Genomic DNA, 22,694 nt, shown 5'->3' with positions numbered 1-22,694 from the left:
TCGGGCCACGTCTCCGGTTCGCAGTCAGTTCGTCTCGTCGACGAACGCGTCGAGCAGCTTACGCTCGCCCGCCCGGAGATGCTCGTGGAGGGTCGGCGCGGCGATATCCATCGCTTCGGCGACCTCCTCGGCCGTGCTGTCACGGGGCCACTCGTAGTAGCCGGCCGCGTACGCCGTTTCGAGCGCGGTCTGCTGACGGTCGGTGAGCTTGTCCGAGAGGCCCTGCTTGAACGCCTCGGTGGACTGCACGGAGCGTTCGACCTCCCGCTTCGAGAGTACGGAGATCTCCGGGAATGCCGACTGGACGGCCGCGACGATGGCCTTCAGGTCGGCGTCGGGAGCGACCTCGGCGACGATGCGACCCTCGCCGTCCTCGACCCGGAACGTGTTCACGGTCGCGCCGAGGTCCGAGAGCGTCTCGATGGCCGCGCTCGTCACCGAGAGTTCGAACAGCGACTCCCCGCCCTCGGTGACGAGTCGAACGTGGTCGACCGCATCGTGGTCCGCCGCGCGTTCGAGGACCTCGTCGGCGTCGGCGTCTTCCACCTCGACGAAACAGGTCAGCCCGACCTCGTCGGTCGAGGCCACCCCGCGGAGCGTGAACGTCCCACCGGTCTCGCGAGAGAGCGCCACGAAGGGGTCTGCGGTGTCGACGTGGCGGAACTCCAGTTCGGCGATGGTGTCCGCCAGGAGGAGCTTTCGCTGCTCGACGGCGTTGATGCCGTTCCCGATGTGCTCGCCCAGGTCGACGAACACCGACAGCTCGTGGTCGGTGAACACGTGGGACTCGACCGTGTAGACGACCAGCGCGCCGTAAGACTTCTCCCGGTAGGTGAGCGGGACGACGACGGCCGCGGTCTTGCTGGCCTCGACGGTATCCTCGAAGACGGCCTCGCCGTGGGACTCGGCGATGGAGGAGACCACCTGTGGCTGGCCGGACTCGACTGCCTCGGCGATACACTCCTGCAGTTGCCCGTCGGGGTCGGCGTCGACGTCGTCGGTCAGGCCGCCGGCCGTACTCCGTATCTGGATGCCACGGCTGTGGTCGTTGTACTCGGCGATCCACGCCGCGCAGTAGCTCTCGGTCCGGACGAGCGCCTCGCACACCTCGGACTCGATGGTCTCGCGCGTCGAGGCTTCGACCAGCGTCCGGTCGATGCTCCGGATGACGCGGTTCACGTGGACGAGGCGGTCGAGCTGTTGTTCGCGACGCTCGATCTCCGCCTCGTGGTCCTCGTAGGTCTCCGAGAGCTCCTCACGGAGGTCCCCGAGGACGCCCGCGTCGCGGAGGTTCTCCTCGTCACGCGAGGAGAGGGCGGACTCGGTCGCCTCCAGCGCGAAGTACTCGCGGACGTCCTCCGAGAAGGAGTCCCGGGCGAGGAGTTCCTCGGCGGCGTCGAGGACGTCCTCCTCGGCGACGGGTTTGACGAGGTACTCGTCGAAGGGCATGTCCACGATGTCGGTGTCGGGGGCGACTGCGGTCATCATCGCCACCGGACAGTCGTGGCCGCGTTCGCGGAGTTCGTCCAGGACTTCGTCCCCGGAGAGTCGAGGCATCCGCCGGTCGAGCAGGACGAGGTCCACCTGCTCCTCGTCGACCACGTCCAGTGCGTCCTCGCCACCGTATGCGGTTCGAACGCGGTAGCCCTCACCTTCGAGCCAGTATCGACAGGTGTCTGCGAGGTCCTGGTCGTCGTCGACGACGAGGACGGTGGGGGTCGACCGCTGTGTGTCCGACTCCGCGGACAACTCTGTAGCCATTGGTACCTTTATAGGAGATAGAACGGCAAAGGCGGTTCGCCCTAACTGTGTAGGGTCGGGGGTCTCGCGTCAGCGCACCGCTTCCGTGGCCTCGCGCATGATGTCGAGTGCCTCCTCCAGTTCCTCGGTGCTCGTCGCGTACGAGAGGCGAGCGTAGCCCGCACCGTGCTCGCCGAACGCATCACCGGGGACGACGACGACGCCGCGCTCGATGACTTCGTCAACCCAGCCCTCGGGGACCTTCGGCATCACGTAGAACGCGCCGGTCGGCGTGGGCACTTCGAGGCCCATGTCTTCGAGCCCGGAGACGACGAGGTCACGCCGCTCCTCGAACGTCTCGACCATCTCCTCGACGACGGTCTGGTCGCCCGAGAGCGCGGCTTCGGCGGCGTACTGCGCCGGAGCCGAGGCGCACGCCTGCACGTACTGGTGGACGCGGAGCATGCGCTCGATACGGCGCGTCGAGCCGGTGACCCACCCGAGCCGCCAGCCGGTCATCGAGTACGTCTTGGAACACGCAGAGACGACGACGACGTTGTCGGACTCGGCGAACTCGATGGGCGAGCGGTGTTCACCCTCGAAGACGATGTGCTCGTACACCTCGTCGGAGATGCAGAGCACGTCGTGCTCGTCCGCGATGCGGGCGAACTCGCGCATGTCCTCCTCGGACTGGACCGCGCCCGTCGGGTTGCCGGGACTGTTCACGACGAACGCGGCCGTGTCGTCGGTGATGTTCTCCTCGACGGTCGCGGGATCGAGGGTGAGGTCCTCACGAAGCGGGACGGGCTTCGGGGTGCCACTCGCGATCCGGGTGAGGGCGTCGTAGGCGACGAAGCCGGGGTCGGGGAAGATGACCTCCTGGCCGGGGTCGACGTGGGCCTCCATCGCGATGTGGAGCGCCTCGGAGCCGCCGGCGGTCGCGATGATGTCCTCCGGGTCGACCTCCATCCCGCGGTCCGCGGCGTAGCGGCCACTGATGGCCTCGCGGAGCGACTCCGTCCCCTTGTTCGACGTGTAGGCGTCGGCGCTGCCGTCCTCGATGGCCGCGATGGCCCCCTCCTTTGCGTGTTCGGGCGTCGGGAAGTCCGGCTGGCCCAGGCCGAGGTTGATGGCGTCCTCGCCTGCGGCTTCGAAGACCTTCCGGATACCACTGATGCTGACCTGCTCGATGCGGTCTGAGAACTCCGTCATACCATAGACCGCGCAGGGCGACCGGATAACTCTTGATGTGAGGCGTGTTCCCACGTGGTTCACACCGGGGGCGCCGATGGCAAGACTCGCTGCTATCTATGAGGTGTTATCTGGAAGCAGGACGGCCGAGGTGGGTCGAAATCGCCCGACGGCACCGGCTAACGTCGGCGTTACTGATGCGAACTGGCTCTCGGAGGTAGTTACCGTGTCCTCTGTCGAATTAAGCCTGGACCGTCAAGGCGTTGGAAATGAGTAGTTTCGACGATTCGCGGCTCTCGCGGCGACGGTTCGTACAGGCGGCAGCAGGCACCGGCATCGCAGGACTCGCCGGCTGTGTCGGTGGACTCACCGGCGGCAGCAGCGGTGGCGACCCACTCAACGTCGCGTACATGCCAATCTACCCCGACATGCAGCACTTCGTGATGGACCAGCAGGGGTACTACGACGACCTGTCGGCCCCGGTCGAGGCCGAACTGTTCAGCGACGGCCCGAGCATCGTGCAGGCGTTCGCGAAGGGTGACTACGACGTGGCCCTGTTCGGCGTCGTCCCGGCGATGATCATCGTCGACAAGACCGGCTTCGCGAAGGTGACCGGCGCGAACATCGAGGAGGCGATGCTCATCATGGCCAGCGACGAGTTCGCGGCGCTCTACGACGAGCACGGCGCGGACGCGTTCGCGAAGTTCGAGGAACAGAAGGGCCGGAAGTTCACCTTCGGCACTTTCCCGCCGGGGTCGGTCCCGGACATCCTGCTGCGCTACTGGCTCGACAGCGAACTCGGCCTCGACCCGGAGAGCGACGTGAACATCAAGTCCCTCGGCGGGGCCGGGCCGGTCCGCCAGGCGCTCGTCGCGGGCAAGGTCGACGGGACGAGCATCATGGAACCGGTGCCGACCATCGTCCAGTCCAAAGGGGCTGGCTACCAGAACATCGCGTGGGCGGGCGACTTCATGTCCGGGCAACCCGCCGCCGTCACGATGATGCACGACCGGCTCCGGAACGAGCGCCCGGAACTCGCGAAGGACTTCCTCCGCCAGCACCAGCGGGCGACCGAGTTCATCAACGCGAACCCCGAGAAAGCGGCCGAGGACGCGGCCAGCGTCATCGGGAAGGACGTGCTGCCGGTCGACATCGCGCAGCAGGCCATGGAGTCTAAGGGGGCGAACTTCATCTCGGACCCGCACCGCATCGAGGGTGGCGCGAAGATATTCGCGGAGTACGCCAGCCGCCTCGGCAAGACGGAACAGCAGCTGAGCGTCTCGGACATCTTCGATTATTCCCTGTACGACGAGGTCGCCAACGAATGAGCACCGAAACCGCCGACGCATCGTCGACGACCACCGAGGAACACGACGGCGCAGCCAGCGACGTGGCTGACCTCCGGGAGCGCATCGACATGCGACGCCTCGGAGCGGGTGCCGCCGGGACACTCGCGTTCCTCGTCCTCTGGCAGGTCGTCGCGATGCCACTCAAGCCGTTCATCCTCCCGACGCCGGTGGAGGTCGGCGGCGCGCTGTACGGCCAGCTCACCACGGACGCGACCTACACGCTGCCGTTCACGAGTACCGACGTGTCGCTGCCGAAGCTGTTCGTCCGGCTGTTCCAGAGCCTCCAGCACTACCTGCCGGGGCTGGTCATCGGGTCGACGCTGGGGACCATGACCGGCATCGCGATGGGCTGGTTCACGCTGGTCGACGACGCGCTGACGCCGGTGACCCGCATCCTCCGGCCCATCCCGCCGCTGGCGTGGATCGCCTTCGCCATCATCTGGTTCGGGACCGGGCACACGGGCGCGACCTTCATTGTCGCCATCGGCGCGTTCTGGATCACCTTCTACAACGCCTACAGCGGCGTCGAGGCGGTCCCGCAGGACCTCAAGGAGGTCGCCGCGAGCCTCGGCGTCGACGACGACCTCACGATGATCCGGAAGGTGGTCGTGCCGAGCGCCATGCCCGAGATATTCACGGGTATCCGGACCAGCATCGGCCAGTGCTGGATGATCGTCGTGGCCGCCGAGTTGGTCGGCCCGCCGGGCGTCGGCGAGCAGATCCTCATCGCCGCCCAGAACCTCGCGCTCGACGTGAGTGTGGCATACATGCTGGTCATCAGCGCGGTGTTCCTGGTGAGCGACGCCGCCTTCCGCAAGGTCCAGCAGGAGGTGTTAGCATGGCGAGCGTGAACGAGGCGATGGACGAGGACTCGGACACCACCGCGACCGTCTCGGTCGACGCCATCGGGAAGCGCTACGAGACCGGTCGACAGGACGTCCAGGCCATCGCCGACGTGTCCTTCGAGGTCGAAGACGGCGAGTTCGTCTGCATCGTCGGTCCGTCCGGCTGTGGCAAGACCACGCTCTTTCGCATCATCGCGGGGCTGGAAGCTCCAACCTCGGGCGGCGTGTTCCTCGGCGGCGACCGCGTGGAGGGCCCCGGCACCGACCGCGGGATGGTGTTCCAGGAGTACGGACTGTTCCCGTGGCGGACCGTCTCCGAGAACGTCGCGTTCGGCCTCGAACAGCAGGACACCACCGAAGCAGACCGCGAAGCGCGCGTCACCGAGATGCTCGACCTCGTCGGCCTCTCGGAGTTCGCGGACGCCTACCCCAAAGAACTCTCGGGCGGGATGAAACAGCGCGTCGGCATCGCCCGCGCGCTCGCGGTCGACCCGGAGATACTGCTGATGGACGAGCCGTTCGGGAGCGTCGACGCCCAGACGCGGAACATGCTCCACGACGAACTGCTCGAGGTGTGGGCCGAGACCGAGAAAACGGTCCTGTTCGTCACGCACGACGTGGAGGAGGCGGTGAAACTCGCGGACCGCATCGTGGTCCTGAGCGACGGACCCGGCAGTGTCCGAGAGATAGTCGACGTCGACCTCGCGCGGCCCCGCACCCGGACCGACGAGGCGTTCGTCGAGCACGCCGAACACGTACTCGACCTGCTGCACTGACGGCTCACGCCGCCCGCCCGTTCTCGCTTACTGGTACATCCGGAGCGGCTGTGCCTGCGAACTCTCCTCCTCTTTCGCTTCCTCCATCCGCTTGGCCAGCCGTTCCTTCTGCTCACGGATCTCCTCGGCCCGTTCGACCAGTTCCGAGATATCGACGTCGATGTCCGTGAGCTTGCAGATGCCGTCCTCGATGAGGACGCGTGCGGCTTCCGGGTCGGGGAACTTCGGGTCGGACTCGACGACCAGACCGACGCTGTCGAGCCCGGTCTCGACCGCCCGGTTGAGCAACGCCCCGGTCGGGCCACTGACGACCCCGTTCTCTGACGGGAGTGGGATGTCCGTCTCCTCCAGCATCGCCACACCGCCCGCGGTGCCGACCCCGTATATCGCCGGCTTGCCATCTCGCTTGGCGGGCAACCCGCTGAGATAGATGGGCGTCAGGCCAGCGCTCTCGATCCAGCCCGTCATGCAACTGGAGAACTCGCTGATGGCCTGGGCGTCGACGGGGACGTCGCTCTGCAGGGCCGCGAGGCCGGTCTCCTCGTCCGCGTAGATACGGACCGGCGGCTCTAGCTCGCGCTGGTCCTCGTGGTAGATGCCGATTCGGGCGAGCCCCTCGCAGTGACACGTCCCATAGAGTTCCATGTCGAAGGTCTCGATGAGGTGGTCGGTGGCGATCTTCCCGACCAGCCCCACACCCGGGAGCCCTTCGATGAGGAACGCACCCTCGAGGTCCATGTCCGACCGTCGCTTGACGTGTGCCATAGTTCACAGGAGACGCCGACGTGACCTAAAAGCACCCCCCGCTTCGAAAGCGACAAACCCCCCTCGCACGAACCCGGCGGCATGGAGCCGTTCGAACGGTATCGAGACATCGTCGACGATTTCGAGGCGTTCCTGGCCGCGTGCGAACGGCCGTTACCGATGGCGGTCCGGGTGAACACCCTGAAGACCACCACAGAGCGCGTCACGGAAGCGTTCGACGAGGCGGGCATCGCGTACGAACAGACAGCGTGGAACCCGGAGGTGTTGACCCTCGAGACGGAGAAACCGGGGTCGACGTGGCCGAGTTTCCACGGCTGGACCACCGGACAGGAGGAGGTGTCGGCCATCCCCCCGACCGTCCTCGACCCGCAGCCGGGTGACCGCGTGTTCGACACCTGCGCCGCGCCGGGGTCGAAGACCACGCAACTGGCCGCCGAGATGGAAGATACGGGCACGCTCGTCGCGAACGACAACAACCTCGGCCGCCTCTCCGCACTGCGGTTCAACTGCGAGCGCCTGGGCGTGACGAACGTCGTCGTGACGAACCAGGACGCCAGGAACTACTCGCTGAAACCGTTCGACGGCACGGAGTTCGACCGCGTGCTCGTCGACGCGCCCTGTTCGTGTGAGGGGACCATCCGCAAGAACCCCGACGCACTGGACAACTGGAACATGGGCCACGTCACCTCGGTCGCGGGCATCCAGAAGGGTATCCTGAAGCGCGCCCTGCAAGTGACCCGCGAAGGAGGCACCGTCGTCTACTCGACGTGTACCTTCGCGCCCGAGGAGAACGAGGCCGTGCTCGACCACGTGCTCACCGAAGAGGACTGCCGCGTCGTGGACTACGACCTCGCGCTCGACCACGTCTCCGGCATCACCGAGTGGGAGGGTGAGGCGTACGACCCGCAGGTCGCGAAGGCCAAGCGCGTCTACCCGCACCACAACGACACGGGCGGCTTCTTCACCGCGAAACTGGAGGTGACAGCATGAGCGACAAGACGAACCAGGGTCACCGCTTCGACCGCCTCCCGGCCACGGCGGCCGACCGCGAGGTCGAGGGGCGCGCCACTCGTGAGGAGGTCGTCGACTGGTGGGAAGAGCGGTTCGGCATCCCGCCGGAGACCTTCGCGGACCACACCTTCTACGAGAAGGGCAAGGGCAAGATCTGGGTGTTCGCCGGGGACGTGCCCGACCACATCGAGGTCGAGGGCGTCGGCATGACGTTCCTCCGCACCCGGCAGGAGCACTGGAAGCCGACCACGGACGCAGTCCAGCGCTTCGGCAAACCCGCCACGAAGAACGTCATCGAACTCTCCGAGGAGGAAGCCCACCGGTTCGCCGATGGCGAAGACCAGGAACTGGACTACGACGGCGACTGGGGCTACGTCATCGCCGCCCACGATCTCGCCGGCGAGCGCGAACCGCTCGGCGTCGGCCTGTTCCTCTACGGCGAGCTGCGGTCCGTGGTCCCGAAGGGCCGTCAGCGCGACGTGTAAACCCCTCGTTCTCCGAGACGTTCGAAATCGCATCACCAGCACCGTGAGACATCGCTACTTTGCTACTTGCTAACACATATCGTCGTTTCCGACGTAGAGAGAGCAGACGCCGGACGGCCGGCGTCGGGGAGTACACCAATGCCAACGTTAGACATCGCTCGACAGAAAGACGCCGTCGTAACAGCCACCGCCGACACACCGGTCGGCGACCTCGCCAAGACGATGAAGAACAAGGCGGTCGGGTCCGTCGTCATCCACCAGAACGAGGAGCCCATCGGCATCGTCACGGACCGGGACATCGCCCTGAAAGTCGTCGCCGAGGGCAAAGACCCGAAGACGACGACGGCGAACGACGTGATGGAGAAGAACATCGCCAGCGTCGACGCCAGCATCGGCGTCCGTGAACTCTGTGCGGAGATGAAAGAGCACAGCGTCCGCCGGATGCCCGTGACCGAGAACGGGAAGATTGCGGGGTTCGTCACGCTCGACGACCTCGTCGTGCTCATCGACCAGGAGATGAACGACCTCTCCGAAGTCATCAAGAGCGAGTCGCCGCCGTACTAGGGTTCAAATCGGAACGGGCAGCAATGCCCGCCGTGACCTGATCATCGCCCCGTGGCGGCCAGCTGTTGCACGGCACACCGCCGCGGGACCACCACAGCAGTGCCGTCTGTTCGCTCTATCTACCCGCCTGTCGTTCGGTCGGACCGGACCGACATTTCAGTCCGACCTGTGGAGGGTCCCACCACTCAAACCCTCCCACTCGACGCGATACCCGAGTCGCGAGAGCACTGCGCTCGTCTCGCCGATGCCGTGGTCTGCCAGCACCGCTTCGGCCTCGGCCAGCGACAGTCCAGCCGTGAGATCGGCGCGTACCGTCTCCAGCACCGCAGGTCGGATGAGGGTCCGTCCGACGCGCTCGTGTGCCGGGAACGCCTTGTCTTCGACCACGTCTTCGCTAACCCCCAGTTCCGCCGCGAGCGACGCCAGCGTCACCACGTCGTCGTCGGGTTCGAGCTCGTCGGGCAGGGCGGCCGCGCTGGCAGCGACCAGCTCGTCCTCGTACCGGCGGAGCGCGTCGCGGACGTCCTTCACCCGGATTCGCCCGCCAGAGTAGGGGATCGCTCGATGGTCGAGGGACTCGATAGCCTCGCCGACGCCCAGCGATTCGTCGACCGCGACGAGCATCTCGACCTCCTCGAGGTCGCCCAGCTGGGAGAGCTTCTTCTCGACGTACTCCGGCGTCCAGAAGCCCATCACCTCGAAGTAGACGCGGAACTCGTCGCCAGCGTCCCCGCCAGTGGGTGCCCAGTCGAACGCGAAGTCCGGGATCATCACCCTCGTCCCGGTCGCGAGCGGTTCCGGCTCCCGGACGAGGTCCCAGTCGAGGTCGAGCGACGTGAACCGGGCAGCGAAATCGGCCTCCACGTCGCTGTCGTAGCTCACTTCGGCGACGGGGTCGCTCCCCGGCACGCGAACCGGGTCGTCGTCCGAGAGCACCAGCTGGCGCTCGGTGCCGCGGTCGTCGATGGTCGCGGCGAGCCGCCAGTCGTCGGTCTTCGCGACGGTCCGCAACAGCCGCGCGAACCGCGTCCCGTAGCGCCGTGAGTTCCGGAACAGACTGTCCGGCCCGGTCACGACGACCTCCCGGCCGTCGGCCGTCTGCTCGATCTCGTACATCAGGCGCAACCGTTTGACCGCCGAGATGAGCGCCCTGGGGTCGGACGACCGAACCCGGACCGTCGTCGCGTCGAACAGCGCGGTCTGCGCCAGCGAAAGGTTGTACTGGGCCACCAGCTCTGTGGGGGTCCAGCGCGCGTCGACCGCCGTGACGAGTTGCTCGTCCGGGAGGTCAGCGTACAGCGACTCGGCGACCGCATCGGGGCTCGTCCCGAGCGAGGAAGCGGCCTGGGTCATGGCCGTCTCCCGCTCCGAGTCGGTGACCACACCCACCTCCTCGGCCGCAGTGAAGGCGGCTCGACGCGCGCGTTCCGGCGGAATCGGTGCGCTGGTCTCGACGGTGGCCTCGCGCTCGACCAGCTTCGCGAACCCCCGGACGAGCTTGAAATCAGCCTCGTCCCCTTCGAGGTCGGTCAGCGCGTCCTGCAGGTCGCCGTAGGTCTCACCGACGTGGCCCTGGAATACGCCGAGGACGCGGGCAGCGACCGCTTCGGCGTCGTCGCCGACGAAGCGGGGCTGGTAGCCGCCTCCGGCGCGCGAGACCCGAAGCAGGTCCTTGGTCAGCATGGCTCAACGTCCGGGCGCGGCCCGCAAAAACCTGTCACTCGGGTCCCGAGGCGAGGCACAAGGGTTTCGTCCACCCGCTGCGAAGCCAGCGCCGATGCAGCGCCGCGTCTTCTGTGCCGCCGTCGCAAGCACCCTTGCGGGACTCGCCGGCTGTACGGGCCGGCTCCCGGGCGACCAGCCGGGGGCAGAACACACCCCGCCGGGCAGCGAGGGGTACGAGGAGCCGACGGAAGACCGGTCGACACCGACGGGCACGCAGGCCGTCGCAGCGGACGTCGAGGTCGGGTTCGAGTTCCCCACCGCCGAGGAGGGGTTCGTTGTGGACGTGGTGGTGACCAACGCCGGGACGCAGGCGGTGGACGCCGTGCTTGTTCTCGTCTGGTCCAAGGACGACGCGGTCGACCGTCGGCGACAGCGAGTCCAGCAGGACCCAGGCGAGGGACAGACCTACAGCTTCGAGTTCGAGGCCGTCGGTGACCTCTCTGTCGACTGGGAACGGCCGTAGTCACCACAGGCTCATCCGCGGCGACGGTCGGCGACCCGGGTTTCTGCGGTCTCCTCGCTCACGATTTCGTAGAGCAGCGCGCGCCCGCCGTCCGCTTTCGGGCGGAGGATTCTGCCCAGTCGCTGTGTGAACTCGCGCTCGCTCCCCGTCCCGGAGAGGATGACCGCGACGTTCGCATCCGGCACGTCGACCCCCTCGTCGAGGACGTTCGACGTGACGACTCGGGAGTACCGGCCGTCACGGAACCGGTCGAGGATGTCGCGGCGCTCGTCGGTTCCAGTGTGGTGCGTGATGACCGGAACGAGGAACCGCTCGGAGATATCGTAGGCGAGCTCGTTGTGTGCCGTAAAGAGGATGACCCGGTCGTCGCGGTGTCTGTCGAGGACGTCGGCGAGCGCGTGGAGTTTCGCCTCGCTGCCCATCATGATGCGTTTTGCCTCCTGCTTGGCGAGCAGTGCGTTTCGCGCCTCGGGGTCGGTGCCCGACCGCTTGACCAGTTCCTGGTAGTCGCTCCCGCTGCGGAGCTGGATGTTGCTGCGGGCGAGGTAGTCGGTGAACACCCCCTGTTTCTCCTCGTAGCGCTCGCGTTCGTCGGGTGTGAGCTCGACCCGGAGCCGTTTCACGTCGTAGTCGGCGAGGTGGTCGCCGGCGAGGTCCGCTACCGACAGCTGGTGGACGAGCGGCCCGACGAGCTCCTCGATGGCTTCGTGGGCACCGTCGGGGCGCTCGAACGTCGCGGTGAGGCCCAGCCGGTACGGCGCGGCGAAGAGCCGGGCGATGTCTCGGTAGCCTTCGCCCCCGAGGTGGTGGACCTCGTCGAAGACGAGCAGTTCGAATTTGTCACCGATGTCGTCGGCCCGGAGGTACGCCGAGTCGTACGTGGACACGGTGAGCGGTTCGATTCGCTGTTCGCCGCCACCGAGCTGTCCGATGGGCTGGTCGAACTCCGCGGCGAGTTCAGTCCGCCACTGGTCGACGAGGTCGAGCGTCGGCACCACGACCAGCGTCGGCGTTGCGCACTCCTCGATGGCTGCGATGGCGATTACGGTCTTCCCACTCCCTGTGGGGAGTTCGAGGCAGCCACGACGCGAGAGCCCCGTGTCGGCTGATTCACCCGCCCACGCCGCCAGCGCCTCGTGCTGGTAGTCCCGAAGCTCGTACGTCGACGTGAGGTCGCCGACTGCGGGAAGGTCGAGCACCTCGTCACGATTCTCGATGCCGTGCTGGTCGAGGTCGTGGACGAGTGCCGCGTACTCTGCCCCCGGAACCCGGCCGGTCCCGCTTCGGTCGTCCGTGACCACGCCCGGGAGGGGCTGGGAGCCGTCGCTCTCGACCCGGACCGTCCCGTTCTCGTACCGGAGCGTGACCGTCATCGGCCGGAGGTTGCCCCGCGGGCGGTATAAGACGTTGGGGAGTACCCGGTCACCATCTCCGACCGGCTGGCGGTCGCCACCGTCGTCGTACCTGAACCCTTTTGGTGTCTGGCGGGTTTTGTTCCGCACATGGACGAAGACGAGGACACGGAGACGCCGCCCTCCGAGGCGACGGAGGCGGTGGAAGACGCTCCAGAGGATGCGGAGTCGGCCCCCGTCGACGCTCCCGAGCAGGCGACGGGTGACGCCGAGGCGGAGACAGCCGCTGACACAGCTGCATCCGACGGCGACGCGGACGACGACAGCGAAGACGAGTTCGAGTGGACCGAATCCGCGGCTCCCGAGACGGACGCCGAAACGGTCGGGGAGACCCAGGTCGGCGACGACCTCGTCGACCGCATCACGGCCCTCGACGAGGAGCTTGGCTCCGAGGTGGAGACGATAATCCAGCGAGCGTTCGAGCTGAAGGACGAAGCCGAGACCCTCCGCGAGACCGTGGACGAACTCGAGGCCGAGCGCGACGAGCTTCGCGAGGAACGCGAGGACCTCAAGCAGCGCCTGGTCCGCAAGCAGGCCGACTTCAAGAACTACAAGGAGCGCTCGAAGAAGAAGCAAGAGCAGATCCAGGAGCGTGCGACCGAGGACCTCGTCGAGCGAGTCGTCCCGGTCCGGGACAACCTGGTCCGCGCTCTCGACCAGGACGAGGGGGCCGACATCCGTGACGGTATCCAGGCGACGCTCCGAGAGTTCGACCGCGTCCTCGAGGACGAGAACGTCGAGGAGGTCTCGCCGGAGCCGGGCACAGAGGTCGACCCCCAGCGCCACGAGGTGATGGTCCGCGTGGACAGCGACAAGCCCGACGGCACCATCGTCGACGTCTACCGTCCGGGGTACGAGATGGGCGGGAAGGTCATCCAGACCGCGCAGGTCACCGTGAGCAACGGCTCCGACTACGAGGGCGAGGAAGAAGCGGTCCCGCTCGGCGGCGAGGTCGAAGAGGGGAGCCCCGAAACAGCTGACTCCACGGCCTCCGACGGTGGCGAGGTCGGCGACACCGCGGAGCAGCCACAGCCGGGCGGGGAGAAGTCCGGTGAAACTGTCGGCGAAAGGGAGTGAAGATTCCTCTCAGCGAGACTAAACGTTACTGGAGAACTCGTGAAAATTGGCGTGTAGAGCCGTTTTATAGCCTTTTGACACCTTTAATTCGTCAGATAGTTAGGTAAAGCAAGTTTTAAACCTTCAAGGGAGGTATAATCCTGTAACATGGCGAGCAACAAGATTCTCGGTATCGACCTTGGGACCACTAACTCCGCCTTCGCCGTGATGGAAGGTGGCGATCCCGAGATTATCGTGAACAGTGAAGGTAACCGGACGACTCCATCTGTCGTCGCGTTTACCGAAGACGGTGAGCGACTCGTCGGAAAACCGGCCAAGAACCAGGCCATCCAGAACCCCGAACGGACCATCGCGTCCATCAAGCGCCACATGGGCGACGACTACGCGGTCGATATCGATGGCGAGGACTACACGCCAGAGCAGATCTCCGCGATGATTCTCCAGAAGCTCAAGCGTGACGCCGAGGAGTACCTCGGCGAGGACGTCGAGAAGGCCGTCATCACGGTGCCCGCCTACTTCAGCGACCGCCAGCGCCAGGCGACCAAGGACGCCGGCGAGATCGCCGGCTTCGAGGTCGAGCGCATCATCAACGAGCCGACCGCCGCCGCGATGGCGTACGGGCTCGACGACGACTCCGACCAGACCATCCTCGTGTACGACCTGGGTGGTGGCACGTTCGACGTTTCCATCCTCGACCTGGGTGGCGGCGTGTACGAGGTCGTCGCCACGAACGGGGACAACGACCTCGGTGGTGACGACTGGGACGAGGCCATCATCGACTGGCTCGCCGACGAGTTCGAGGACGACCACGGCATCGACCTCCGCGACGACCGGCAGGCGCTCCAGCGCCTCAAGGACGCCGCGGAGGAGGCCAAGATCGAGCTCTCCTCGCGCAAGGAGACCGAGATCAACCTGCCGTTCATCACGGCGACCGACGACGGCCCCATCCACCTCGAGAAGAGCCTGACCCGTGCGAAGTTCGAGAACCTGACCCAGGACCTCATCGACCGCACGGTCGCCCCGACGGAGCAGGCCCTCGAGGACGCCGAGTACGAGATGGACGACATCGACGAGGTGCTCCTCGTCGGTGGCTCCACGCGCATGCCGCAGGTCCTCGACAAGGTCGAGGAGATGATCGGCAGCGAGCCGAAGAAGAACGTCAACCCCGACGAGGCCGTCGCGCTGGGCGCGGCCATCCAGGGTGGTGTGCTGGGCGGCGAGGTCGACGACATCGTCCTGCTCGACGTGACGCCGCTCTCGCTCGGTATCGAGGTCAAGGGTGGCCTGTTCGAGCGCCTCATCGAGAAGAACACGACCATCCCGACCGAGGAGTCGAAGATCTTCACGACCGCCGCGGACAATCAGACGTCCGTCCAGGTCCGCGTCTTCCAGGGTGAGCGCGAGATGGCCGCCGACAACGAACTGCTCGGCGAGTTCCACCTCACCGGCATCCCGCCGGCACCGGCAGGCACGCCCCAGATCGAGGTCACCTTCAGCATCGACGAGAACGGTATCGTGAACGTCTCCGCCGAGGACAAGGGCTCGGGCAACCGCGAGGACATCACCATCGAAGGCGGTGCCGGCCTCTCGGACACCGAGGTCAAGCGGATGCAGGAGGAAGCCGAAGAGCACGCCGAGGAGGACCGCCAGCGCCGTGAGCGCATCGAGGCGAAGAACAGCGCCGAGGCGACGCTCCAGCGCGCCGAGACCATCCTCGAGGAGAACGAGGAGAACGTCGACGACGACCTCCGCGACGCCATCGAGGCCGAGATGGAGAACGTCGAAGACGTCGTCGCGGATTCCGAGTCCACGAAGGAGGACATCGAGGAGGCGACGAAGGCCCTCTCGACGGAGCTCCAGGAGATCGGCAAGCAGATGTACGACCAGGAGGCCGCAGCCCAGGGCGGCGGCATGGGTGGCGGCATGGGCGGTGCTGCACCCGGCGGTGACGACGACGAGTTCGTCGACGCCGACTTCGAGGACGTGGACGAGGAGTAACTCCCCGTCTGCCCACCAGAACGCGCCGCGTTCTGGGGATGGACAAAGACGAAGAAGCGTACGCCGATCAGGTGGCGTTCGGGCCCCAAGACCCGGCGCTCGCTAGCGGTTCACCGACTCGCCGACCAAACCCGTTCTTTTCAAGTGGTTCAATCTGCTATCGACTGGTAACGAATGAGCGAGGACTTCTATGACGCCCTCGGCGTGAGCAGGGACGCGTCCGAGGACGAGATCAAGCAGGCCTACCGAAAGAAGGCCGCCGAGTATCACCCCGACGTCTCCGACGCGGAGGACGCCGAAGAGAAGTTCAAGCAGGTGAAGAAGGCCAAGGAGGTCCTCACCGACGAGGAGAAACGCCAGGCCTACGACCAGATGGGTCACGACCGCTTCAAGGAGGCCGAAAAGCGCGGCGGCTTCGACGGCCGTGGCGGCATGGGGGGTGCCGGTGGCTTCGGCGGTGGGGGTGGCGGTCCCTTCGGTGGCGGCGGCGGCATGGGCGACATCAACGACATCTTCGAGCAGTTCTTCGGTGGCGGTGGCCAGCGCGGGCAGGGCCAGCGCGACCGGGGTCCCCGCCCGGGCCGCGACCTCCGGACGCGGACCACGCTCGACCTCGAGGACGTGTATCACGGCATCGAGAAGCAGGTGACCATCACCCGGCCCGAGCACTGTGACACCTGCGAGGGCCACGGGCACCCGCCCGAGGCGGATTCGGAGACCTGTGCGAACTGTAACGGCCAGGGTCGGGTGACGCAGGTCCAGCAGACCCCGCTCGGCCGCGTCCAGCAAACCCAGACCTGCCGCCAGTGTGAGGGCGAGGGCGAGATATACGACGAGACCTGTGACGATTGTCGCGGCCGCGGTATCGTCGAGGCAGAGACGACGCTGACCGTCGAGATTCCCGCAGGTATCCGCGACGGCCAGTCGGTCCGCCTCGGCGGTGAGGGCGCACCGGGCGACCCCGGCGCACCGAAGGGCGACCTGCTCATCGAGGTGTCGGTCGACCAGAGCGGCGACTTCGAGCGCGACGGCGACGACCTCTACTACCGGCTGCCCATCTCGTTCCCGCAGGCCGTGTTCGGTGACACCATCGAGATAGAGACGTTCGGTGGGCCGGTCGAGATCGACATCGACGAGGGCACCCAGAGCGGTGAGACCATCCGGCTCCGCGGTGAGGGGATGCCCCGGCTCCGCCGCAGCGGTCACGGCGACCTCTACGTGCAGGTCCAGGTCGTGACGCCCGACAGCCTCAACGACGAGCAGCGCGAGGCGCTGGAGGCGTTCGCCGAGGCTGGCGGAGAGGAGGTCGAAGTGAAGAAGGGCTTCTGGAAGAAGATCAAGAACTCGTTCTAGTCGTCGGCTTCCGGCGCATCAGCGTGCTCCGGCGGCGACTGTTCCTGCTGGACTGCACCGGGGGTCGGCTGTGCAGTCTGTCGCTCGTACCGGGCGTGGCCGTCGTAGGTCTCCATGAGTTCGAACACCTTCTTGCGGACCTTGTGCGGGTCGTCGGTGTTCTCGAAGTCGATGTAGCCGATACTCCGGTTGGTCCCCGCCGCGAGGAACGACACGTCGCCGAAGCCGAGCATCGCCTGCAGGCGGCCACGGCGGAGTTCGACGCCACGAACCTTCGAGATGGGGAGTTCGCGTGATTTCTCGCTGTAGAGCAGGTCGTACTCGCGACGGATGGAGTCGCGCGTGAGGACGTACTCCGTCCGCCGGAGCACGAGGAACTGGATGGTCAGTCGGATCAATCCGATGACCGTCAGGAGGATGATGATCCAGCCGGCGATACCCCCGTAGCCCTGTTCGCCGAGGGCCTGCTTGTTCGTGAGGAAGTACAGGCCGAGACCGGTCCCGACGACCGCGAGCACCCCGATGTATATCAGGACGAGTTTGGTCGTCGGGGTGACCCGCATGACGGCCTTCGAGCCGAGCCCCTGTTCACGTGCCGATGCGACGTTGGTATGTGTATCTCCTGCCATGTTAGACTGCTCCGTAGGTGTTCGCGAGGATGATTCCGACGACGTACAGCGCCGGAGCGGCACCGACAGCACCGATGACGAGCAGTGCCGTCACTCGCGACGTGCCGTGGTTCAGGCGAGCGCCGAGGTACAGCGAGTAGAGGTAGTACAGCAGCGAGATGACCAGGCCGGCGATGACGAGCTGGCCCTCCTGCGTGACGTTCTCGATGAGTATCTGTTCGGGTCGGCCCTGCGGTAACTCGAGGTTCGACCCGAGCGTGTCGATGAAGAAGTAGAAGAACGCCTTCTGGACGTTGATGACCAGGTCGTCTGCGACCTGGATGGACGGACTCGTCGAGAGGTGCATCACGAGCGTGAAGATAGCCGCCAGGTACGCACTCGTCGTGTAGACGACGGTGTGCATGGTCTGGAGGATACCCCGCGAGCTCAACAGCAGCGCGACCGCCGCGTGGTAGTTGACGAGCGTGATGATGAGCGCGACCGTGATGAACGAGCAGTTCTCGAGGAGTGCGGTCCAGAACTGCCACAGCGGCGTCGGTTCGGCGAGCAATGCGAACACCGAGTTCGCGAACCACTCCGGCGCGGGCTGGCTCTTCTGGATACCGACGCCAGCCAGCGTGAGCGGAATCGCGTACATCAGCAGGTTCACGATATAGACGACGACGAGCCGGTTCACCTCGACGAGGGTCCCGACCCGGGACTGGGTGTACGAACTCGTCCGCGCCTGCACGAAGTCCGATGGCCTGAAAATAGCCTGGTATAGTTCGCGTACGATACCGGTTGTAATCCGTCGTGACATAGGCCCCTATACAGGCCAGTTGCAGAACGGATACTAAACTGTACTGGCCCCGATATAAACTATTCCGGACATCTCGCGCGCGAACGGTTATCAGCTTCGCCGACGTATCAATTACATGCAATTCTCGGAGACGCTCCAGGCGACCGTAGAGAACCTGCGCGACAGTGCCCACGTCCGGACGGTGTACGGCGACCCGGTCGAGCACGGCGACAGGACCGTCGTCCCGGTGGCGCGCGTGGCGTACGGGTACGGCGGCGGGTTCGGGTCGGGCGACGGCACAGAAGGCAGCGGAAGCGGCGGTGGGTACGACGGTGGCGTGGTCTCGACCCCGGTCGGCGCGCTCGACATCTCGGACGGCGAGACCCGGTTCGTCCGGTTCGACGAGCGTCGGAACGTGGCCCGCGGGGTTCTCGCCGGCCTCGTCGTGGGGGCCGTCCTCGCCGGGACGGTGCTCGCCCGGGTCGGAAGCGGTCGACGGGCCGCGGACGACGATACCACTGAATCACGAGGGGGAGACGACTCGGTCCTCCACGTCGACATCGAGTAAACGGGGCGTTTTTGCCGGGGTGAACCGAAGCGTGGCCTATGGAGACGCTCGCCGACGTGCTCGCCCGTGACCGCCGGAGCGACGCCCCCGCCCTGTATGCGACCGGGGCGGGCGTCCAGCGCTACGACTACCGTCGGTTCCTGACGACGGCCTGGAAGGCCGGGAACTTCATGCACCACCATGGGGTCCGAACGGGGTCCACCGTGGCGGTCGTCACGGAATCCTGCGCACAGCCCGTTCTCGCCTTCCTCGGCGCGTCACTGCTCGGGGCACAGACCCGGTTCGACCCGCCCGCGTCGGTCGACGCGAAGCTCCTCGTCGGGCCGACCGCGGCCCTCGACGACTACGACCTGCCGGCCGGCACGCAGCGTATCGGGTACGGGGACGACCCCGAGAACCCGGCGTACTGGTACTGGGAGGGCGGTGTGTGGAGCGAGAATCCGACGATGCCGCCGGAGCCGTGTCACCCTGACGACGGCATCCTCTGGGCCGAGGAGCGGGTGTACTCGCATGCAGACCTGCTCGCGGGTGCTCGCGGGGCGAAGGAGGCGCTCTCGCTGACGGGCGACGAGCGCGTCGCGGTTCGGACGCCACTGTCGGACCCGCGGACCGTCGCTGCTGGCGTCCTCGCGCCGTTGCTGGCCGGGTGCGAGATACTGTTCCCCGACGAGGAGACGGCTGGCGACGTGGCGGTCGCGGCGGGAGACGCTCCCGAGGAGACGGTGCTGGCACTCGACGACGTGTCGCTGTAGCACGGTTGTAGCTCGACTCACCGACGGAATTCGAACTGCGCGCCGCGGCCTGCCGGGTTCTCAGACACGCGGACCGACCAGCCGTGGGCGTCCGCGATTCGCTTGACGATAGCGAGGCCGAAGCCCGTGCCATCGTCGCTGGTCGTGTACCCAGCATCGAAGACGTGGTCTCGCTCGGCCACGGCGATGCCGGGGCCGTCGTCGGCGACGAAGAACCCCCCACCCTGGAGGTTACCGACGACGACGTGCGTCGTCGGCCCGCCGTGGTCCAGCGCGTTCCGGAACAGGTTCTCGAACAGCGTTCGCAGGCGTGCCGGGTCGGCGGTGACCAGGCCCGTGACCGTCACGTCGAAGGTGCCGTCTCTCGTGTCGGTCGTCTCCCAGGCGTCCCGTGCGACCTGCGAGATGTCGACCGGTTCGAGCGCCGTGAGTTCCCCGCTGTTCCGGGCGAGCGTCAACACGTCTTCGATTATCGCCTCCATGCGACTGTGCGCCCGGTCGACCGCGTCGAAGTACTTCTCGTCCCCGGTCTCGTGGGCGAGGTGCATGTTGAGGTCCGCCACCGTCAGCGGGTTGCGAAGGTCGTGGGTCACCACGCCCGCGAACTCGTCGAGGCGTTCGTTGGCGCGTTCGAGTTCGCGTGTCCGGTGTTCCATCCGGTCCTCGTAGATGCCGATGAGCAGTCCCCCGCCCTCGCCGATGATGGTCGCGAGCAGGACGTCGATGATGACGAGCTGGCCGAGGAAAGAGGTGTTCAGTTCGAGAACGTTCTCGAAGAGGAGCTGGGCCATATCGGGACCGACCAGGGTGAGGGCGAGGAGCAGGATGATACCGACCGTCCCGAAGCCGGCGACCGCCGCACCGAGCAGTGCCCGCCGGGTCAGTTTCCAGACACGGTTGGGCTCCATGTCGCTTCGGGCGACGCGATAGCCGGTCACGACGATCCAGAGGCCGACGAGGGATGGCAGGAGTGCAACGAGTGCATCGAAGATACCGGCGTCCTGTTCGATGGCGTAGCTACCGATGGAGAATACGATTGCGATCGCGCCGATGCTGACGAGCGACCACCGCTTCAGTTGCGTGACCGGCCCCTGTGTCTTCCTGGACGTCCCGTCCACGGAGTGTGTAGGGTCCGCGGACGTTTAACCTGCTACGTGTGTCAGCGCGCGTCTTCGAGGTTCTCGAGCGCCTCGGGGTTCTCGATGCTGGACATGTCGCCGAGTTCCTCACCCTTGTAGGTCGCGCCGATGGCGCGACGGATTATCTTCCCGGACTGGGTCTTCGGGAACTCGTCGACGAACAGGACCTCACGCGGACGGAACGGCTTGCCGAGTTCCTCGCCGACCTGTGCGCGAAGTTCGTCCTTGAGGTCGTCGGTCTCCGCGACGCCGTCCTCGAGGATGACGTAGGCGATGACGGCAGTGCCAGTCGTGTCGTCGGGAGCGCCGACCGCCGCTGCCTGATTGACTGCGGGGTGGTCGATGAGCGCGCCCTCGACCTCTGCAGGGCCGACCTTTCTCCCAGCGACGTTGAGGGCGTCGTCGGCGCGGCCGTGGAGGAACCAGAAGCCGTCTTCGTCCTTCTGGGCCCAGTCGCCGTGGTCCCACATCGGCGGGTCCTCGAACGACGACCAGTACTCCTCGAGGTATCGCTCGTCCCCCGACCAGAGGCTCTTGGTCATGCTCGGACAGGAGTCACGCGCCACGAGGAAGCCGCGCTCGTGGGTGTCCGCGATGGATTCGCCCGCGGAGTCCACGATGTCGATGTCCATCCCGAGGCCCGGCCCGCCGAGGGTGCAGGGCTTGAGGTCGTTGATGGGCATCGGCATGAGGAAGCACCCGCAGATCTCCGTGCCGCCGGAGATGTTGATGATGGGTGCCTCGCCGCCACCCACGTTGTCGATGAACCACTGCCAGGACTCGGGGTCCCAGGGTTCTCCCGTGGAACCGAGGATGCGCAGGCTGGAGAGGTCGTGGCCCTCTAGCCACTCGTCGCCGTGCTTGCGCAGGGCGCGAATCGCGGTCGGCGAGATGCCGAACTGGGTCAGTTTGTGACGGTCGACCATCTCCCAGAACCGGTCGGGTTCGGGGTGGTCCGGCGCGCCCTCGTACATGAACATCGTGTTCCCGAAGGAGTGGTTCCCGATGAGCGTCCACGGGCCCATCATCCAGCCGATGTCGGAGACCCAGAAGAATCTATCAGAAGGCTTCAGGTCGAAGCCGAAGTAGAGTTCTTTCGCACACTGCAGCTGGACGCCGGCGTGGGTGTGGACGATACCCTTCGGCTTGCCCGTGGTGCCGGAGGAGTACAGCAGCATGGACTCCTGGCTCGAATCGAGCTCCTTCGTCTCGTAGTCGTCGTCCTGCGTCTCGACCGCCTCGTCCCAGGTCTCGTCGCGCTCGTCGTCCCAGGGAAGCTCCTCGCCCGGTTCGTGGCCGAGGCGCTGGAAGGTGACGGTGTGCTCGACGTAGCCGGCCTCGTCGATGGCCTCGTCGGCTGCCCCCTTGAGGGTGATCTCGCCGCCGCGGCGGTAGAAGCCGTCACCGGTGAACAGCACAGAGCACTCCGAGTCCGCGATGCGGGTCGCGGTCGCGTCGACCCCGAAGCCCGAGAAGATGGGCACTGCGATGGCACCGACCTTGAAACAGCCGTAGAGGATGGAGATGACCTCGGGCACCATCGGCATGTAGAGGCCGACCGTGTCGCCCGTCTCGATGCCCGTCGATTCGAGGTAGTTCGCGACCTTGTTCGCCTGCCGGTGGAGTTCGTGGTACGTGACCTCGCGCACGTCGCCCGGTTCGCCCTCCCAGATGCAGGCGACCGAGTTCCGTGTCGCCTCGTCGACCTCGGCCCAGCGGTCGAGCGTGTTGTGGGCGATGTTGATCTTCCCGCCGGGGTACCAGTCCGTGAACTGCGGGCCGTCGCTGTCGTCACGCACTGAATCATATTCCTCGTAGAACTCGATGTCGAGGTAGTTGACCAGTTCGTCCCAGAACCAGTCGACCCCGCTCTCGTCGACCCCCTCGACCTCCTGCGTGGTTCGCTCGATGAGTTCGTCGTAGTCGGCGATATCGTAGTCCTGCATGAACGCCCAGACGTTCGTCGACTCGACGAACTCGCGGGACGGTTCGAACGCCACCTCGGATACGTCTTCCAGGGATTCCATCTCGTCCGGAAAAACTCGTCGGGGTGACAAAGAAATTGCCCTCTTCT

At 66.3% G+C, this 22,694-nt stretch carries 21 protein-coding genes; 12 read left to right on the top strand and 9 right to left on the bottom strand.

Features of this window, described 5'->3' with window-relative positions:
• Positions 1-24: 24 nt before the first annotated feature.
• The gene (locus ACSC1S_RS04465; RefSeq protein WP_435363331.1) at positions 25-1,761 is read right to left on the bottom strand and encodes a bacterio-opsin activator domain-containing protein; all 1,737 of its coding nucleotides are present in this window, start codon (positions 1,759-1,761) and stop codon (positions 25-27) included.
• 69 nt (positions 1,762-1,830) lie between these two features.
• Positions 1,831-2,952 (bottom strand): pyridoxal phosphate-dependent aminotransferase, encoded by a 1,122-nt coding sequence (locus ACSC1S_RS04460; RefSeq protein WP_435317705.1) that lies wholly within the window; start codon positions 2,950-2,952, stop codon positions 1,831-1,833.
• 248 nt (positions 2,953-3,200) lie between these two features.
• Here ACSC1S_RS04460 and ACSC1S_RS04455 point away from each other — a divergent pair, with 248 nt between their 5' ends.
• The 3 genes from ACSC1S_RS04455 (at position 3,201) to ACSC1S_RS04445 (ending at position 5,901) form a co-directional block, all read left to right on the top strand.
• Entirely contained in the window at positions 3,201-4,259 is a 1,059-nt protein-coding gene (locus tag ACSC1S_RS04455) for an ABC transporter substrate-binding protein (RefSeq protein ID WP_435363330.1), read from the top strand.
• An 89-nt stretch (positions 4,260-4,348) separates the two neighbouring features.
• Complete coding sequence (locus ACSC1S_RS04450; protein WP_435364585.1) at positions 4,349-5,131, top strand: ABC transporter permease; 783 nt, start codon at positions 4,349-4,351, stop codon at positions 5,129-5,131.
• Positions 5,119-5,901 (top strand): ABC transporter ATP-binding protein, encoded by a 783-nt coding sequence (locus ACSC1S_RS04445; protein ID WP_435363329.1) that lies wholly within the window; start codon positions 5,119-5,121, stop codon positions 5,899-5,901. Before ACSC1S_RS04450 ends, ACSC1S_RS04445 begins: the two co-directional genes overlap by 13 nt.
• 27 nt (positions 5,902-5,928) lie before the next feature.
• Here the strand turns inward: ACSC1S_RS04445 and ACSC1S_RS04440 are convergent, their stop codons facing one another.
• On the bottom strand, positions 5,929-6,666 hold the full coding sequence (locus tag ACSC1S_RS04440; RefSeq protein ID WP_435363328.1) for a proteasome assembly chaperone family protein: 738 nt from the start codon (positions 6,664-6,666) through the stop codon (positions 5,929-5,931).
• A gap of 81 nt (positions 6,667-6,747) precedes the next feature.
• Here ACSC1S_RS04440 and ACSC1S_RS04435 point away from each other — a divergent pair, with 81 nt between their 5' ends.
• The 3 genes from ACSC1S_RS04435 to ACSC1S_RS04425 all read left to right on the top strand — a co-directional run bounded on the left by ACSC1S_RS04435 (position 6,748) and on the right by ACSC1S_RS04425 (position 8,726).
• Positions 6,748-7,656 (top strand): RsmB/NOP family class I SAM-dependent RNA methyltransferase, encoded by a 909-nt coding sequence (locus ACSC1S_RS04435; protein ID WP_435363327.1) that lies wholly within the window; start codon positions 6,748-6,750, stop codon positions 7,654-7,656.
• The gene (locus ACSC1S_RS04430; protein WP_435363326.1) at positions 7,653-8,162 is read left to right on the top strand and encodes a DUF7122 family protein; all 510 of its coding nucleotides are present in this window, start codon (positions 7,653-7,655) and stop codon (positions 8,160-8,162) included. Before ACSC1S_RS04435 ends, ACSC1S_RS04430 begins: the two co-directional genes overlap by 4 nt.
• 138 nt (positions 8,163-8,300) lie before the next feature.
• On the top strand, positions 8,301-8,726 hold the full coding sequence (locus ACSC1S_RS04425; RefSeq protein WP_435363325.1) for a CBS domain-containing protein: 426 nt from the start codon (positions 8,301-8,303) through the stop codon (positions 8,724-8,726).
• 156 nt (positions 8,727-8,882) lie between these two features.
• Here ACSC1S_RS04425 and ACSC1S_RS04420 read toward each other — a convergent pair whose 3' ends face one another.
• Positions 8,883-10,409: a DUF790 family protein gene (locus ACSC1S_RS04420; RefSeq protein ID WP_435363324.1), complete on the bottom strand. Its 1,527-nt coding sequence runs from the start codon at positions 10,407-10,409 to the stop codon at positions 8,883-8,885.
• Between the two features lie 94 nt (positions 10,410-10,503).
• Here ACSC1S_RS04420 and ACSC1S_RS04415 point away from each other — a divergent pair, with 94 nt between their 5' ends.
• Positions 10,504-10,914, top strand: a complete 411-nt coding sequence (locus tag ACSC1S_RS04415; RefSeq protein ID WP_435363323.1) for a hypothetical protein — start codon at positions 10,504-10,506, stop codon at positions 10,912-10,914.
• An 11-nt stretch (positions 10,915-10,925) separates the two neighbouring features.
• Here the strand turns inward: ACSC1S_RS04415 and ACSC1S_RS04410 are convergent, their stop codons facing one another.
• Positions 10,926-12,287, bottom strand: a complete 1,362-nt coding sequence (locus ACSC1S_RS04410; RefSeq protein ID WP_435363322.1) for a DEAD/DEAH box helicase family protein — start codon at positions 12,285-12,287, stop codon at positions 10,926-10,928.
• Between the two features lie 129 nt (positions 12,288-12,416).
• Here ACSC1S_RS04410 and ACSC1S_RS04405 point away from each other — a divergent pair, with 129 nt between their 5' ends.
• From ACSC1S_RS04405 to dnaJ, 3 genes are all read left to right on the top strand, one after another.
• Positions 12,417-13,403 carry a nucleotide exchange factor GrpE gene (locus ACSC1S_RS04405; protein ID WP_435363321.1) on the top strand — a complete coding sequence of 329 codons (987 nt, stop codon included), beginning with the start codon at positions 12,417-12,419 and terminating at the stop codon, positions 13,401-13,403.
• A 147-nt stretch (positions 13,404-13,550) separates the two neighbouring features.
• Positions 13,551-15,401 (top strand): molecular chaperone DnaK, encoded by a 1,851-nt coding sequence (dnaK, locus tag ACSC1S_RS04400; protein WP_435363320.1) that lies wholly within the window; start codon positions 13,551-13,553, stop codon positions 15,399-15,401.
• Between the two features lie 174 nt (positions 15,402-15,575).
• Complete coding sequence (dnaJ, locus tag ACSC1S_RS04395) at positions 15,576-16,754, top strand: molecular chaperone DnaJ (RefSeq protein ID WP_435363319.1); 1,179 nt, start codon at positions 15,576-15,578, stop codon at positions 16,752-16,754.
• On the opposite strand, the gene ACSC1S_RS04390 is transcribed toward dnaJ, so the two are convergent.
• Both ACSC1S_RS04390 and ACSC1S_RS04385 read right to left on the bottom strand, forming a co-directional pair.
• Positions 16,751-17,383: a PH domain-containing protein gene (locus tag ACSC1S_RS04390; protein ID WP_435363318.1), complete on the bottom strand. Its 633-nt coding sequence runs from the start codon at positions 17,381-17,383 to the stop codon at positions 16,751-16,753. The genes dnaJ and ACSC1S_RS04390 overlap by 4 nt on opposite strands.
• Before the next feature lies 1 nt (position 17,384).
• The gene (locus ACSC1S_RS04385) at positions 17,385-18,113 is read right to left on the bottom strand and encodes a hypothetical protein (protein ID WP_435363317.1); all 729 of its coding nucleotides are present in this window, start codon (positions 18,111-18,113) and stop codon (positions 17,385-17,387) included.
• A 184-nt stretch (positions 18,114-18,297) separates the two neighbouring features.
• Here ACSC1S_RS04385 and ACSC1S_RS04380 point away from each other — a divergent pair, with 184 nt between their 5' ends.
• Together ACSC1S_RS04380 and ACSC1S_RS04375 are read left to right on the top strand one after the other, a co-directional pair.
• On the top strand, positions 18,298-18,729 hold the full coding sequence (locus ACSC1S_RS04380) for a GerW family sporulation protein (protein WP_435363316.1): 432 nt from the start codon (positions 18,298-18,300) through the stop codon (positions 18,727-18,729).
• 38 nt (positions 18,730-18,767) lie between these two features.
• Complete coding sequence (locus tag ACSC1S_RS04375) at positions 18,768-19,481, top strand: hypothetical protein (protein WP_435363315.1); 714 nt, start codon at positions 18,768-18,770, stop codon at positions 19,479-19,481.
• 17 nt (positions 19,482-19,498) lie between these two features.
• Here ACSC1S_RS04375 and ACSC1S_RS04370 read toward each other — a convergent pair whose 3' ends face one another.
• Positions 19,499-20,599 carry a sensor histidine kinase gene (locus ACSC1S_RS04370; RefSeq protein ID WP_435363314.1) on the bottom strand — a complete coding sequence of 367 codons (1,101 nt, stop codon included), beginning with the start codon at positions 20,597-20,599 and terminating at the stop codon, positions 19,499-19,501.
• A gap of 41 nt (positions 20,600-20,640) precedes the next feature.
• Entirely contained in the window at positions 20,641-22,647 is a 2,007-nt protein-coding gene (locus ACSC1S_RS04365; protein ID WP_435363313.1) for an AMP-binding protein, read from the bottom strand.
• Positions 22,648-22,694 lie beyond the last annotated feature (47 nt).

Source organism: Haloarchaeobius pelagicus, assembly GCF_051207375.1.
Taxonomy (GTDB): domain Archaea; phylum Halobacteriota; class Halobacteria; order Halobacteriales; family Natrialbaceae; genus Haloarchaeobius.
The sequence above is the reverse complement of the archived record's forward strand: the minus strand, read 5'-3'. Positions and strand labels throughout refer to the sequence as shown.